We start from the raw sequence: 13937 nt of genomic DNA on the forward strand, positions 1-13937 counted from the left end.
TGCTGGGGCACAACAGTTCAAACCAAGCGGGATATGCGTGTGATCGAGTTTGAAAACGTGGCTTACAGCTATGGCGGGGGCGAGCTTTTGTCCGATATCTCGGTCAAGCTGGCGCCGGGGTCGTTCCATTTTCTGACGGGTCCGTCCGGCTCTGGCAAGACCACTTTGATGAAGCTCTGCTATGGCGCGCTGCTGCCCACGGCGGGGCATGTGTCGCTGTTTGGCAAGGACGTGCGTGCGATGGACCGCGATGACATCGCGATGATCCGGCGGCGTGTGGGTGTGGTGCACCAGGATTGCCAATTCCTGAACCATTTGCCGGTTGCCGAAAACATCGGTTTGCCGCTGACCGTGTCGGGCCGCCATGCGGAAACCGGCGGCGACGATCTGCAAGAGCTGCTGTCGTGGGTCGGGCTGAGCAGCCGCGCCGAGGCCCTGCCGCCAGAGCTGTCGGGCGGTGAGCGCCAGCGTGCGGCGCTGGCCCGTGCGGTGATCATGTCGCCCGATGTGGTGCTTGCGGATGAACCCACCGGCAACGTTGACTGGGAAATGTCGCAGCGCCTGCTTCGCCTGCTGGTAGAACTGAACCGCATGGGCAAGACCGTGTTGATCGCGACCCACGATCTGGGGCTGATCCGTGCCACCAAGGCGCAGGTGCAGGCGCGTGTCTTGCGTATCGCCAACCGGCGCATCCAGCTGGCGGGGGCGGATCTATGAAGATGCTGCGCATTGCGCTGACCGCGCTATGGAACGGCGACCGTCAGGCGGACCGTGTGGTGCCGCCGTCGGGGTTTACCGCGCAGTTGACCCTGTTTGCCGCGGGAACGATGGCGTTTCTGGCGGTCTTTGCGCTGGCGCTGTCGCTGGCCTCGGGACGGTTGGCGAATATCTGGGGGCAAGAGTTGGCACGTACCGCGACGATCCGTGTTGTGGCCCCCATCGACCAGCGCAGCGCCCAGACCGAGGCCGCCTTGCGCATCCTCGAGACGACCAAAGGCGTCGCCACAGCCCGCGCCCTCACGGATGAAGAGCAGCAATCCCTGCTGGCCCCCTGGTTCGGTCCGGAACTGGCCATTGATGCCCTGCCGGTGCCCCGCCTGATCGAGATCATCGAAGAGGACGACGGCATGGACGCCGATGGCCTGCGCCTGCGCCTCGCGGCAGAGGTGCCAGGGGCGGTTCTGGACAATCACAGCCGCTGGCGCGCGCCGCTGGTCAAGGCCGCGTCGCGGCTGAAGCTTCTGGGCTGGGTCTCCATGATCCTGATCATCGCGACGCTGGCCGCGATGGTGACACTTGCCGCCAATGCGGCGCTGTCGGCCAACGCTCAGGTCATTGCTGTTTTGCGTCTGGTGGGCGCGACCGACAGCTATATCGCGCAGGCCTTTATCCGGCGTTTCACCCTGCGTGCGCTGACCGGCGCTGCGGCGGGCACGGGGGTCGGGCTGCTGGCGATACTGCTGTTGCCAAGCACCGCTGACGCGGGGGGCTTTCTGACGGGTTTGGGCTTTCAGGGCTGGCACTGGGTTGTGCCGCTGGTGATCCCGTTTCTGTCCGGTGGTGTCGCCTTTGCGGCCACAGGGGCGGCCGCGCGCCGTACATTAAAGGAACTCGCATAATGTTGCAGTGGATACGATCGTTGACCTTCATCGTGCTGGCCACGGTCTATATGCCGCTTCTGGGGCTGCTTTACGCGCCTTGGGCGATGTTCTCGAGGCGGGGGGCCTATGCGGCGTGCAAGGCCTATGCGGCGGGGACCATGTGGATGGCGAAGGTCATCGTCGGGCTGCGGTGCGAGGTGCGGGGCGACGTGCCGGACGGGGCCGTGTTGGTCGCCGCCAAACACCAGTCTTTCCTTGATATCCTGATGATCTTTCACATTCTGCCGCGCGCGAAATTCATCATGAAACGCGAGATTTTGATGACGCCGGTGATCGGGCAATATGCCAAGCGCATGCAGATGGTCGCGGTGAACCGTGGCAAACGTGGTGCGGCGATTTCCAAGATGCTGGCCGATGTCAAAGCGGGCGAGGCCGAACCGGGCCAGCTTGTCATCTATTCACAAGGCACACGCGTCGCGCCCGGCCTGTCTGTACCCTATAAGGCAGGCACTGCCGCACTGTACGAGCAGATGGGCCAGCCCTGCGTCCCCGTCGCCACCAACGCCGGTTACTTCTGGCCACGGCGCGGGCTGTACCGGCGTCCGGGTGTGGCAGTGGTCGAGTTCCTGACCCCCATCGCACCGGGGTTGGAGCGGGCCGCCTTCATGAAACGGCTTGAAGAAACGGTCGAGACACGGTCGGACGCGCTCTTGGCCGAGGCGGGGTTCAAAACCCCTCAACCGAGCTAGGCGCTGCCCCTACCGATCGGCGCGCACGACGGTTAGGACACAACGGTTAGAACACAAAAAAGGGTGGGCCAATCGGTCCACCCTTTGTCGTTTCGATGCAGTCGGCTGCCTTACATGTGGATCGGGCCATCGCCACAGGCCAGCGCCGCTTCGCGGACCGCTTCGGAGTAGGTCGGATGCGCATGGCAGGTCATCGCCAGATCCTCGGCAGAGGCTCCGAATTCCATCGCAACGCAGACCTCGTGAATCAGATCGCCTGCGCCGGGGCCGATGATATGCGCGCCGAGGATGCGGTCTGTTTCCTTGTCGGCGATCAGCTTGACGAAGCCTTCGCCCGCGAAGACGGCCTTGGCACGGGCGTTGCCCATAAAGCTGAATTTGCCGACCTTATAGGCGCGGCCTGCTTCTTTCAGCTGCTCTTCGGTGGCACCGACATTGGCAACCTCGGGGTGGGTGTAGATCACGCCGGGGATCACGCCATAGTTCACGTGGCCATGTTTGCCCGCCACGACCTCTGCTGCGGCCATGCCTTCGTCTTCGGCCTTATGCGCCAGCATCGGGCCTTCAATGACGTCGCCGATGGCGTAGATGCCTTTGACCGAGGTTTCCCAGGTGTCACTTACCGCGATCTGGCCGCGTTTGGTCAGCTCGACCCCCAGACCTTCAAGACCCAGACCGTCGTGGAACGGCTTGCGGCCGGTGGAGACGAGAACAACGTCGGCGTCCAGCGTGTGTTCGCTGTCATCCTTGCGCAGCTTGTAGGTCACCTTGGCTTTGGTCTTGGAGGCTTCGGTGCCTTGTACGGCGGCGCCCATGACAAAGTTGACGCCCTGCTTTTTCAGGATACGCATAAAGTTCTTTTGCACTTCGCCGTCCATGCCGGGGGTGATCGCATCGAGATATTCGACAACCGTCACCTCGGCCCCCAGACGCGCGTAGACAGAGCCGAGTTCGAGCCCGATGACGCCCGCGCCGATCACGACCAGCTTTTTCGGGATCTTGTTCAGCGCCAACGCGCCGGTGGAGGTGACGACGACCTTTTCGTCAACCTCGACACCGGGAAGGGCAGAGGGTTCGGACCCTGTGGCGATGATGATGTTCTTGGCCTCGTGGATCTCGTCACCGACCTTGACCTTGCCAGCTTCGGGGATGGTGGCCCAGCCTTTGATCCAGTCGATCTTGTTCTTCTTGAACAGGAACTCGATCCCCTTGGTGTTGGTGTCGATCGTGTTCTGTTTGTAGGTTTGCATCTGCGCCCAATCGACCGAAGGGCTTTTACCCTTGAGGCCCATGTCGGCAAAATTGTGTTCGGCTTCGTGCAGCATATGCGTGGCATGCAGCAGCGCCTTGGACGGGATACAGCCGACGTTCAGGCAGGTGCCGCCCAACGTCTCGCGGCCCTCGACACAGGCGGTTTTGAGGCCCAGTTGGGCGCAGCGGATGGCGGATACATAGCCGCCGGGGCCGGAGCCGATGATGATGACATCGTAGCTGGACATGGAAGGTCTCCTTGGTGGTCGGGAATTGGGGTAGAGTAGAAAGTGTGGCGTTCAGGCATGCAGGGGCGGGGCGTGTTGCGGTCAAGGCTAGGGGGCGCTGCCCCCGTGCGCAAGCGCACGCCCCCGGGATCTATGCCATTTGGAAGATCAAAACAGCGCGGCCAGCAGCATCAGCACCGTCGCACCAAGGCCCACGGCCCAGATCAGCGAGCGTCCGGGACGCAGGCCAAGCGCATAGGCGGGCACATAGGCGACGCGGGCCGCGAGGAAGATCCATGCGAGAATGGCGGTGTAGGTCGTGTTCTGGCCGGACATCTGCAGCACCACGACGGCGACGGCGAAAAGCGCCAGCGCTTCGAACATATTGTTGAAGGCGCGGCCCAGACGGGCGGTCCTGTCAGAGAGCGATTTCGACGGTTCTCGGTCGCGCGCGGACATGGTGTAGCCGGGGCCGACCTCGCGGTTGGCAGGGATCGCATAGGCGACAAAGGTCACGACCTGGAGCAGCGCCGCGAGGGTCAGAACGGTGAGTTCGGGTGTCATCTTGGCGGTCCGCTATAGCGCGAGGAAATAGAGAATGGCGGTGGCGGCAAAGCCCGCCAGCCATGCGAGGGTCCGGATCGCGGGCACGCCAAGCGCATAGACCGGCAGATAGATGATCCGTGCGATGAGGAAGACCTGTGCGGCCAGCAGGGACGTGGCATTGGTGCGGTCCAGCATTTCGAGGATCAGCACCGCCGGGGCAAAGAGCGCCATTGCCACGATGGAGTTGTCCAATGCGCGTTTCAGCCGGGCCGTCATGCCGGTCATCGACCGGTCCTCGTCGCGCGACGAGAGCAGATAGCCCAGGCTGAGTTGTTGTGCACCGCCCAGAACCTGAAGCAAGATTGTCAGCATAACGAGCAGGCCATAGGCGGCGAGTATCGTGGTCTCTGTCATCATTTGTCCTTTCCGGGCGGTGGGTGTGGTGGGTTACAGGTCCATCAGCAGGCGGCGTGGGTCTTCGAGCGCTTCTTTCACGCGGACGAGGAAGGTCACGGCACCTTTGCCGTCCACGATGCGGTGGTCATAGCTGAGCGCCAGATACATCATCGGACGGATCACGACCTGACCATTGATCGCCATGGGGCGGTCCTGAATCTTGTGCATCCCGAGAATACCCGATTGTGGCGGGTTCAGGATCGGCGAGGACATCAGGGAGCCATAGACACCACCGTTAGAGATAGTGAACGTGCCGCCCTGCATTTCCGCCATGGACAGTTTGCCGTCGCGGGCCTTGGCCCCCAGTTCACCGATTTCCTTTTCGATGTCGGCAAAGGACATCGCTTGCGCGTCCTTGACCACGGGCACGACCAGACCGGTGGGTGTGCCGGCCGCGATGCCCATGTTGACGTAGTTCTTGTAGACCACATCGGTGCCGTCGATTTCGGCGTTCACTTCGGGTACTTCGTTCAGGGCGTGGATACAGGCCTTGGTGAAGAAGGACATGAAGCCGAGTTTAACGCCGTGCTTTTTCAGGAACAGATCTTTGTATTCGTTCCGAAGGGCCATGATCTCTGTCATGTCGACCTCGTTATAGGTCGTCAGCATGGCAGCGGTGTTCTGGCTGTCTTTCAGACGTTTCGCAATGGTCTGGCGCAGACGGGTCATCTTGACGCGTTCCTCGCGGGCGGCGTCCTGGGGTGCCGATGGGGCGCGTGGCGCGGCTGCGGCAGGTTTTGCCGCGTTCTTGCCAGCGGCAACGGCCTTGGCCACGTCTTCCTTCATCACACGTCCGTCCCGGCCTGTGCCGGTGACCTGATCGCGGCTGATGCCGGCTTCGGCCATGGCTTTCTTGGCGGAAGGCGCGTCTTCGACATCGCCCGAGGGCGCGTTGCCGGGGGCAGGGACCTGACCGCCCGCTTTGGGTTCAGCGGTATCATCGGCGGGTTTGCTTGCGCTGCCGCCTTCGCCCTGGCTGATCACGGCGAGCTTGCCGTTGGCCTCGACCGTGCTGCCTTCTTCGGCGATGATCTGGGTCAGCGTGCCCGATGTCGGCGCGGGCACTTCGACGCTGACCTTGTCGGTTTCCAGCTCGCACAGCATTTCATCGGCTTCGACGTGGTCACCGACGGTCTTGAACCACGTGCTGACGGTCGCCTCGGACACGGATTCGCCCAAGGTGGGGACCATGACGTCGACATCATCGGCAGCGTCGCGGGGTTTCACGTCTTCGGCACCAGCATCGACCGCCTTGGGGGCTTCGGATTTCGCCGGGGCCGCATCCCCTTCGGAGATATTGGCCAGCAGCGCGTCAACGCCGACGGTTTCGCCTTCGGCGGCGACGATGTCGGCCAGAGTGCCCGCCACGGGGGAGGGCACTTCGACGGTGACCTTATCGGTTTCCAGCTCGCAGAGCATTTCGTCGACTGCGACGCTATCGCCGGGCTTTTTGAACCATGTTGCCACGGTCGCTTCGGTTACGGATTCACCCAAGGTAGGGACGCGTACTTCGCTTGTCATGGTTATTTTCCTTCGATGGTCAGCGCTTCGTCAACGAGGGCTGCTTGTTGTGCTTTGTGTTGGGAGGCAAGGCCGGTCGCAGGCGAGGCCGAGGTGGCGCGACCGACATAGGTCGGACGGGTGTGGGTGGCGTCGATACGGCCCAGAACCCATTCGATATTGGGTTCGATGAAGGACCATGCCCCTTGGTTCTTGGGCTCTTCCTGACACCATACCATTTCCGCATTCTTGAAGCGTTCCAGCTCTTTCACAGCGGATTGCGCGGGGAACGGATAGAATTGTTCGAAACGCAGCAGGTAGATGTCGTCGATGCCACGGGCGTCGCGTTCTTCCAGCAGGTCGTAATAGACCTTGCCGGAACACATGACGACGCGCTTGATCTTGTCGTCCGCTGCCAATGTGGTGTCCGAGTTGCCCTGTTCCGCATCGTCCCAGAGGACGCGGTGGAAAGAGGAGCCGGTGGTGAATTCCTCGGCCTTGCTGACGGCCAGCTTGTGGCGCAGCAGGGATTTCGGCGTCATCAACATCAGCGGCTTGCGGTAGCTGCGGTGCAGCTGGCGGCGCAGCAGGTGGAAGTAATTCGCGGGCGTGGTGCAGTTCGCCACGATCCAGTTGTCGCCACCGCACATGGTCAGGAAGCGTTCCAAACGCGCGGAGGAGTGTTCGGGCCCTTGCCCTTCATAGCCATGGGGCATCAGGCAGACGAGGCCGGACATGCGCAGCCATTTGCTTTCGCCAGAGGAAATGAACTGGTCGAACATGATCTGCGCGCCGTTGGCAAAGTCGCCGAACTGCGCTTCCCACAGGGTCAGCGCGTTGGGTTCCGCCAGCGAGTAGCCGTATTCAAAGCCCAGAACCGCGTATTCCGACAGCATGGAGTCGATGACTTCGTATTCTGCCTGACCTTCGCGGATGTGGTTCAGCGGGTAGTAGCGGTCTTCGTTTTCCTGATTGATCAGGGCCGAGTGACGCTGCGAGAAGGTGCCGCGGGCGGAGTCCTGACCGGACAGACGGACCTTGTACCCTTCGGTCAAGAGCGAGCCAAAGGCCAGCGCCTCGGCTGTGGCCCAGTCGAAGCCTTCGCCGGATTTGAACATCTCGGCCTTGGCGTCCAGCAGGCGCGCCACGGTTTTATGCAGCGGAAAGCGGTCGGGGGCGGCGGTCAGCGCCTTGCCCACATCCGCCATGGTTTCGGCGGCGATGGCTGTCTTGCCACGCTGGTATTTCTTTTCCTTGGCCTTATCGAGGTGCGACCACTTGCCATCCAGCCAATCGGCCTTGTTGGGGCGGTATTCTTTGCCGGCCTCGAATTCGGTGTTCATCTTCTCCTGGAAAGCGGCTTTCATATCCTCGATCTCGCCCTCGGGGATCAGGCCGTCTTTCACCAGACGCTCGGTATAGAGCGTCAGCGTGGTCTTTTGCTTTTTGATCTTCTTGTACATCACCGGGTTGGTGAACATCGGCTCGTCGCCTTCGTTGTGACCAAAGCGGCGGTAGCAGATCAGATCGATGACCACGTCTTTCTTGAACTTCTGACGGAATTCCGTCGCCACGCGGGCCGCGTGCACGACCGCTTCGGGGTCGTCGCCGTTGACGTGGAAGATCGGAGCCTCGACGACCAGCGCGTTATCGGTCGGATAAGGGCTGGAGCGGCTGAAGTGCGGCGCTGTGGTGAAACCGATCTGGTTGTTCACCACGATATGCATGGTCCCGCCGGTACGGTGCCCGCGCAGGCCCGAGAGAGCGAAACATTCGGCCACGACACCCTGACCGGCAAAGGCCGCATCCCCGTGCAGCAGGATCGGCATCACGGAGGTGCGTTCCTTGTCGTTCAGTTGGTCCTGCTTGGCGCGGACCTTGCCCAGAACAACGGGGTTCACCGCTTCAAGGTGGGACGGGTTGGCGGTCAGCGACAGGTGGACGGTGTTGCCGTCGAATTCACGGTCGGAGGACGCGCCGAGGTGGTATTTCACATCGCCGGAGCCGTCGACATCATCGGGTTTAAAGCTGCCGCCCTGAAACTCGTTGAAGATCGCGCGGTAGGGTTTCTGCATGACGTTTGCCAGCACCGACAGACGGCCACGGTGCGGCATGCCGATCACGATGTCCTGAATGCCCAGCTGACCGCCGCGCTTGATGATCTGTTCCATCGCGGGGATCAGGCTTTCGCCGCCATCAAGGCCGAACCGCTTGGTGCCCATGTATTTGACGTGCAGAAATTTCTCGAAACCTTCGGCCTCTACCAGCTTGTTCAGGATGGCTTTGCGGCCATTGCGGGTGAACTGGATTTCCTTGCCGTAGCCCTCGATCCGCTCTTTCAGCCACGCGGCCTGTTCGGGATCAGAGATGTGCATGTATTGCAGCGCGAAGGTGCCGCAGTAGGTGCTTTTGACGATATCGACGATCTGTTTCATCGTCGCGATCTCGAGGCCAAGCACATTGTCGATAAAGATCGGGCGATCCATGTCCTTGGGCCCGAAGCCATAGGCGGCCGGGTCCAGTTCAGGTTGGGTGTCGCTGTCGCGCATGCCAAGCGGGTCAAGATCGGCGGCAAGGTGGCCACGGATACGGTAGGCGCGGATCAGCATCAACGCGCGGATACTGTCGAGCACGGCACGTTGTACCTGCGCGTCAGACAGTTCGATCCCCTTGGAGGAGGCTTTTTCAGTAATCTTATGACCGGCGGCTTTCGCTTCGGTCGGGACGGGCCACTGGCCGGTCAATGCAGAGGTCAGTTCGTCCTGCGGGACAGGGGGCCAATCGCTGCGCGCCCAGGATGGGCCTGCGGCCTCTGCCTGAACATCGGCGTGGTCATCGTCCATCGCTTCGAAGAACGCCTGCCATGCGCCATCAACCGCATTGGGATCGCTGGCATAGCGGGCATACATTGCCTCTAGGTATTCGCCGTTCTGCCCCTCGAGAAAGGAGGTATCGTGGAACTGGTCGTTTTTGGGTTGGTCTGTCATGGCGATACCTCTGATGAGAGCGCGACGTTTAAGTAAGAGCGGCGGGGCCTGAAAAGTCAGGCCCCACCATCTGGCGTTAGCCTTTGTTGATAGCTTCTTGAACAGCTTCACCCAGCGTTGCGGGGCTATCCGCAACAACGATGCCTGCTTCTTTCATAGCTGCGATCTTGGATTCCGCGTCACCTTTGCCGCCTGCGACGATCGCACCGGCGTGGCCCATACGACGGCCGGGAGGGGCTGTGCGGCCCGCGATGAAACCGGCTGTGGGCTTCCAACGGCCTTTTTTCTTCTCGTCGGCCAGGAATTGCGCCGCTTCTTCTTCGGCAGAACCGCCGATTTCACCAATCATGATGATCGACTGTGTTTCTGGATCGGCCAGAAACATCTCGAGGATATCGATATGCTCGGACCCTTTGATGGGGTCGCCGCCGATACCAACCGCAGAGGATTGGCCGAGGCCAAGATCGGATGTCTGTTTCACAGCTTCGTACGTAAGCGTACCCGAGCGCGAGACAACCCCGCAGGTGCCACGCTTGTGGATATGGCCGGGCATGATGCCGATTTTGCAGGCGTCAGGCGTGATCACGCCGGGGCAGTTTGGCCCGATCAGGCGGGATTTGGACCCTTCGAGCGCGCGCTTGACGCGCATCATGTCCAGAACCGGGATGCCTTCGGTGATACAGATGATCAGCTCCATCTCGGCGTCGATCGCCTCGAGGATGGAATCCGCGGCGAAGGGGGGCGGCACGTAGATGACGGTGGCGTTGGCTTCGGTGACGTGACGGGCTTCGTGGACAGAGTTGAACACGGGCAGGTCAAGATGCGTCTGGCCGCCTTTGCCGGGGGTCACACCGCCGACCATTTTGGTGCCATAGGCGATGGCCTGTTCGGTGTGGAACGTGCCCTGCGAGCCGGTGAGGCCCTGGCAGATCACTTTGGTGTTTTCGTTTACGAGTACGGCCATGTTATGTGCTTTCTTCTCAAGTTCAATTCAGGTGGCGCCGGTCTCAGGGCGCGGTGGAAGGTGCCGCCGCCGCAAGGCGCGGCAGTCGGTATGTCAGATAGATTGCAACAGCGAACATCAGCGGTGCCGCGCCTTTGGCGATCCCACGGATGAAGCCCCATGTCTCGCGGCGCAACAGGATCAAACCGGTTGCGATGATCGCCAGCAGGATGCACAGGCCATAGCCAACAACCGACAGTGTCTCGAACGGGCCGCCTTCGGCCAGCAGGGAATCCTGCATCGGCATGGGCAGCTGTGCGACGACAGCCATCATTGCGAAGACCAGAGCGGTCATCCCAAAGACGATGGCCTTGCCACCGGTGACGGTGTTTTGCGCGGACGCGGTCATTGGCTTGCCTCGTTCAGCGGGATCAGGCGTTCGACGCGGACAAAGGTTTCAACCCCCTGCGCCCCGTCGCGTACCCCCGATTGTACCACAGCCATGCGGTTGGGGTTCAGCATGACGGCGGCGCGATAGGTGGCCCCCGTCGTGATGGGAAACCCTGCGGGGACATCTACCAGATCGGTCAGGTTTTCCTGTGCCAATCCGGTGGCGATCCCCTGTTGCGCAACCCGCGGCGCCGCCCCGTCAAAGGACACTTCGCAGCGGCGGTCCGTGCCCGCCGTTGCTGCCGCGCCCGTCACCGGAGACTGTGGTGCCGAGGTAAAGGGACGCAGATCATAGAAATCGACCCGTGCCCCGGTGCTGCCAAGCTGTGTCTGCGCTGTCCGTGCGGTCAGACGCGGGCTGAAACAATGGTCTGCAAAGGCCTGTGCGATGTCCGCCGCGCGCGTTGTCTGTGCCATAGCGTTACTGGCCGCCCCGAAAGGGACAGCCAGCGCGGCAATGGAAAAACAAAAGGCGAGACGATGCATCATCCAAGCTTTCCAGCCAGTTTTAGCCTTTGACCGCTTTCACGATCTTTTGCGCGCCATCTTTCAGGTCGTCCGCAGCGATCACGTCCAGGCCGGAGTTGTTGATGATGGCTTTGCCTTCTTCAACGTTTGTGCCTTCCAGACGGACAACCAGCGGAACCTGCAGGCCGACTTCCTTCACGGCTGCGACCACGCCTTCGGCGATGACGTCACAGCGCATGATGCCGCCGAAGATGTTGACCAGAATACCTTTGACCTGCGGGTCGGAGGTGATGATCTTGAACGCTTCGGTCACTTTCTCTTTGGTGGCACCACCACCAACATCAAGGAAGTTCGCAGGCTCGGCACCGTAAAGCTTGATGATGTCCATTGTGGCCATCGCCAGACCGGCACCGTTCACCATGCAGCCGATTTCACCGTCCAGAGCGATGTAGTTCAGGTCGTACTTGGACGCCTCGAGCTCTTTGGGGTCTTCTTCGGTGGTGTCGCGCAAATCGGCAATATCGCCGTGGCGGTACATCGCGTTGCCGTCAAAGCTGACTTTGGCGTCCAGCACTTTGAGGTCGCCGCTGTCGGTGACGATCAGCGGGTTGATTTCCAGCATTTCCATGTCTTTTTCGACGAAGGCTTTGAACAGCTGGCCCATCAGGGTCACACATTGTTTGACCTGCTTGCCTTCCAGCCCCAGGGCGAAAGCAACGCGGCGGCCGTGGTAGGGCTGGAAGCCCGCGGCGGGGTCAACAGAGAAGCTGATGATTTTCTCGGGGGTGGACTCGGCCACTTCTTCGATGTCCATGCCGCCCTCGGTGGAGCAGACGAACCCGATGCGCGAGGTCTGGCGATCCACCAGCAGCGCGAGGTACAATTCGGTTTCAATGCCCGAACCGTCTTCGATGTAGATCCGGTTGACCTGTTTGCCCGCGGGGCCGGTCTGATGCGTGACCAGGGTGCGGCCCAGCATTTTCTTGGCTTCTTCGGCGGCTTCTTCAACCGATTTGGTCAGGCGTACACCGCCTTTGTCGCCAGCGTCGGCTTCTTTGAAGGACCCCTTGCCGCGGCCACCTGCGTGGATCTGCGCCTTGACGACCCAAAGAGGTCCGTCCATCTCGCCTGCGGCTGTTTTCGCTTCTTCAGCTTTCAGCACGACCCGGCCGTCGGATACTGGCGCGCCGTAGCTACGCAAAAGGGCTTTTGCCTGATATTCGTGGATGTTCATAAAAAACGGTCCCGTCTTTGTTCCAGTCTAATCGCGGTATACGATTGAGTCTTGATACTCGGTAAACAGTTTTTCGGAGAAATACAGGGTTTTCCAGATAAAAGCGACATTTGTGATCACACGAATTTCGCGTGTGATCACAAAATAGCGCTAACGGTGGAAAATCTGCGGAATGTTGCCGACGCTGCGGCTGTCGCGCTCGGAAACCCCACGTTTTAAGGGCCGAACGCGACATATAGTTGTTTGTTTTGCGACCGGTCGGCCGTCGTCAAGGGGTCGTCTTACTTGGGAATCAGTGCCCAGTAATCGAGATCGAGCAGGACATCGGGCAGGTATTTGCCGTCTTCACCCTTCAGCTTGAACGGCTCTCCGCCTTTGGTGGCGACCAAGCGCAAGCGCAATGCGCCGACGCCGGGTTTGTCGGTATCGGCTTTGTCCAGAACCTCGGTCCAGGCGCGGATTGTGTCGCCGGACAGGCAGGGGTTCGCATGCGCCCCGCCGTTTAGCCCCACGATCATCTGCGCATTGGCCAGCCCGTTGAACGACAGCGCCCGCGCCATAGAGATCACGTGCCCGCCATAGATCAGCCGCGACCCATCGGGGCGGGCGGAGGTGTCAAAGTGCACCTTTGCCGTGTTCTGCCACAGGCGGGTGGCCATCATATGCTCCGCCTCTTCGACGGTGACGCCATCCACGTGGTCGATCATCTCGCCCACGGTATAATCGCCCCAGCGATGCGCCTCGCCCGCGAGGGTAAAGTCGTAATTGCTGAAGTCGAGCGTTTCGGGAATCGACAGATCGTCAACCGTCAGCGCCTTGGGCAGATCGGGCACGATAGTTTCGGGGGCGGGGGCATCGACATCACGTTTGCGCACCATCACCCAGCGGACATACTCCAGCACCTTGGTGTCGTTCTGGTTGTAGCCGGTGGTGCGTACATAGACGACGCCGGTTTTCCCGTTCGAGTTCTGCTTGAGCCCGATCACCTCGGATTCAGATCGCAGCGTGTCACCTGGCCAGACCGGAGCCAGCCAGCGCCCCTGCGCATAGCCAAGATTGGCGACCGCGTTCAGCGATACATCCGGCACGGTTTTCCCGAACACGATGTGAAAGGTGATCATATCGTCCAGCGGGCTGGCAGGCAGGCCGCAGCTTTGGGCAAACTGGTCAGAGGAATAAAGCGCATGACGGGCGGGATACAGCGCGTGGTACAGCGCGCGTTCACCATCCTTGACCGTGCGGGGCACCGCATGATGCAACGTCTCGCCTACTTTATAGTCCTCGAAGAAACGGCCCTTGTTGGTCTTTGCCTGTGCCATCAATGCGCCCCCAGTTTGGTGTCGGGCGTATAGGTGCCTTCGACCTCCTTGGTCACGGCCTGACCGCAACGCATGACATTTGCCTTGGCATCCCATGTCTGCGTGGGCGTGCCGTAAAGCTCCCACCCTTTATTCAGCGCGTCGGTGACCTTGTGGCAAAAGGCGGAAGTGTCTTCTTCGGACAGGAAACGATAGAGTTTCATGGG

The 13937-nt window shown here is 61.1% G+C and carries 14 protein-coding genes; 3 read left to right on the forward strand and 11 right to left on the reverse strand.

The window, feature by feature from the left end; genetic code table 11:
* The first annotated feature begins 39 nt into the window (after positions 1-39).
* The 3 genes from B3849_RS01085 to B3849_RS01095 are packed head-to-tail and all read left to right on the forward strand — an operon-like array spanning position 40 to position 2350.
* Positions 40-717, forward strand: a complete 678-nt coding sequence (locus tag B3849_RS01085) for a cell division ATP-binding protein FtsE (protein ID WP_074636275.1) — start codon at positions 40-42, stop codon at positions 715-717.
* Positions 714-1619: a cell division protein FtsX gene (locus B3849_RS01090; RefSeq protein ID WP_005851493.1), complete on the forward strand. Its 906-nt coding sequence runs from the start codon at positions 714-716 to the stop codon at positions 1617-1619. Before B3849_RS01085 ends, B3849_RS01090 begins: the two co-directional genes overlap by 4 nt.
* Positions 1619-2350: a lysophospholipid acyltransferase family protein gene (locus B3849_RS01095; protein ID WP_278424884.1), complete on the forward strand. Its 732-nt coding sequence runs from the start codon at positions 1619-1621 to the stop codon at positions 2348-2350. The genes B3849_RS01090 and B3849_RS01095 overlap by 1 nt, the downstream gene beginning before the upstream one ends.
* Before the next feature lie 110 nt (positions 2351-2460).
* Here B3849_RS01095 and lpdA read toward each other — a convergent pair whose 3' ends face one another.
* The 11 genes from lpdA to B3849_RS01150 all read right to left on the reverse strand — a co-directional run bounded on the left by lpdA (position 2461) and on the right by B3849_RS01150 (position 13934).
* A complete protein-coding gene (gene lpdA / locus B3849_RS01100) occupies positions 2461-3849 on the reverse strand; it encodes a dihydrolipoyl dehydrogenase (RefSeq protein WP_278424885.1) in 1389 nt (462 codons plus the stop codon).
* Between the two features lie 147 nt (positions 3850-3996).
* Positions 3997-4392, reverse strand: a complete 396-nt coding sequence (locus B3849_RS01105; protein WP_005851499.1) for an MAPEG family protein — start codon at positions 4390-4392, stop codon at positions 3997-3999.
* Positions 4393-4404: 12 nt separating this feature from the next.
* Complete coding sequence (locus tag B3849_RS01110; RefSeq protein WP_005851501.1) at positions 4405-4791, reverse strand: MAPEG family protein; 387 nt, start codon at positions 4789-4791, stop codon at positions 4405-4407.
* Positions 4792-4821: 30 nt separating this feature from the next.
* Complete coding sequence (odhB, locus tag B3849_RS01115) at positions 4822-6351, reverse strand: 2-oxoglutarate dehydrogenase complex dihydrolipoyllysine-residue succinyltransferase (RefSeq protein ID WP_005851503.1); 1530 nt, start codon at positions 6349-6351, stop codon at positions 4822-4824.
* 2 nt (positions 6352-6353) lie between these two features.
* On the reverse strand, positions 6354-9317 hold the full coding sequence (locus B3849_RS01120; RefSeq protein ID WP_286779712.1) for a 2-oxoglutarate dehydrogenase E1 component: 2964 nt from the start codon (positions 9315-9317) through the stop codon (positions 6354-6356).
* Between the two features lie 76 nt (positions 9318-9393).
* Positions 9394-10281: a succinate--CoA ligase subunit alpha gene (sucD, locus tag B3849_RS01125; protein WP_009826038.1), complete on the reverse strand. Its 888-nt coding sequence runs from the start codon at positions 10279-10281 to the stop codon at positions 9394-9396.
* Positions 10282-10324: 43 nt separating this feature from the next.
* Positions 10325-10669: a hypothetical protein gene (locus B3849_RS01130; RefSeq protein WP_278424888.1), complete on the reverse strand. Its 345-nt coding sequence runs from the start codon at positions 10667-10669 to the stop codon at positions 10325-10327.
* Positions 10666-11127 (reverse strand): succinyl-CoA synthetase subunit beta, encoded by a 462-nt coding sequence (locus B3849_RS01135; RefSeq protein WP_278424889.1) that lies wholly within the window; start codon positions 11125-11127, stop codon positions 10666-10668. The genes B3849_RS01130 and B3849_RS01135 overlap by 4 nt, the downstream gene beginning before the upstream one ends.
* Before the next feature lie 91 nt (positions 11128-11218).
* Entirely contained in the window at positions 11219-12412 is a 1194-nt protein-coding gene (gene sucC, locus B3849_RS01140; protein WP_005851509.1) for an ADP-forming succinate--CoA ligase subunit beta, read from the reverse strand.
* Positions 12413-12693: 281 nt separating this feature from the next.
* Entirely contained in the window at positions 12694-13731 is a 1038-nt protein-coding gene (locus B3849_RS01145; protein WP_278424890.1) for a MaoC family dehydratase, read from the reverse strand.
* Entirely contained in the window at positions 13731-13934 is a 204-nt protein-coding gene (locus B3849_RS01150) for a DUF1737 domain-containing protein (RefSeq protein WP_009826044.1), read from the reverse strand. The genes B3849_RS01145 and B3849_RS01150 overlap by 1 nt, the downstream gene beginning before the upstream one ends.
* Positions 13935-13937: the final 3 nt, after the last annotated feature.

The sequence above is a fragment of the Sulfitobacter sp. UBA4523 genome, from assembly GCF_002388305.1.
GTDB classification, from domain to species: Bacteria; Pseudomonadota; Alphaproteobacteria; order Rhodobacterales; family Rhodobacteraceae; genus Sulfitobacter; species Sulfitobacter pontiacus.

Bases quoted from the DNA above. Each gene is read 5' to 3' on its own strand.
- B3849_RS01090 (WP_005851493.1), top strand. From the start codon at position 714: ATGAAGATGCTGCGCATTGCGCTGACCGCGCTATGGAACGGCGACCGT.
- B3849_RS01095 (WP_278424884.1), top strand. From the start codon at position 1,619: ATGTTGCAGTGGATACGATCGTTGACCTTCATCGTGCTGGCCACGGTC.
- lpdA (WP_278424885.1), bottom strand. From the start codon at position 3,849: ATGTCCAGCTACGATGTCATCATCATCGGCTCCGGCCCCGGCGGCTAT.
- B3849_RS01105 (WP_005851499.1), bottom strand. From the start codon at position 4,392: ATGACACCCGAACTCACCGTTCTGACCCTCGCGGCGCTGCTCCAGGTC.
- B3849_RS01110 (WP_005851501.1), bottom strand. From the start codon at position 4,791: ATGATGACAGAGACCACGATACTCGCCGCCTATGGCCTGCTCGTTATG.
- odhB (WP_005851503.1), bottom strand. From the start codon at position 6,351: ATGACAAGCGAAGTACGCGTCCCTACCTTGGGTGAATCCGTAACCGAA.
- B3849_RS01120 (WP_286779712.1), bottom strand. From the start codon at position 9,317: ATGACAGACCAACCCAAAAACGACCAGTTCCACGATACCTCCTTTCTC.
- sucD (WP_009826038.1), bottom strand. From the start codon at position 10,281: ATGGCCGTACTCGTAAACGAAAACACCAAAGTGATCTGCCAGGGCCTC.
- B3849_RS01130 (WP_278424888.1), bottom strand. From the start codon at position 10,669: ATGACCGCGTCCGCGCAAAACACCGTCACCGGTGGCAAGGCCATCGTC.
- B3849_RS01135 (WP_278424889.1), bottom strand. From the start codon at position 11,127: ATGGCACAGACAACGCGCGCGGCGGACATCGCACAGGCCTTTGCAGAC.
- sucC (WP_005851509.1), bottom strand. From the start codon at position 12,412: ATGAACATCCACGAATATCAGGCAAAAGCCCTTTTGCGTAGCTACGGC.
- B3849_RS01145 (WP_278424890.1), bottom strand. From the start codon at position 13,731: ATGGCACAGGCAAAGACCAACAAGGGCCGTTTCTTCGAGGACTATAAA.
- B3849_RS01150 (WP_009826044.1), bottom strand. From the start codon at position 13,934: ATGAAACTCTATCGTTTCCTGTCCGAAGAAGACACTTCCGCCTTTTGC.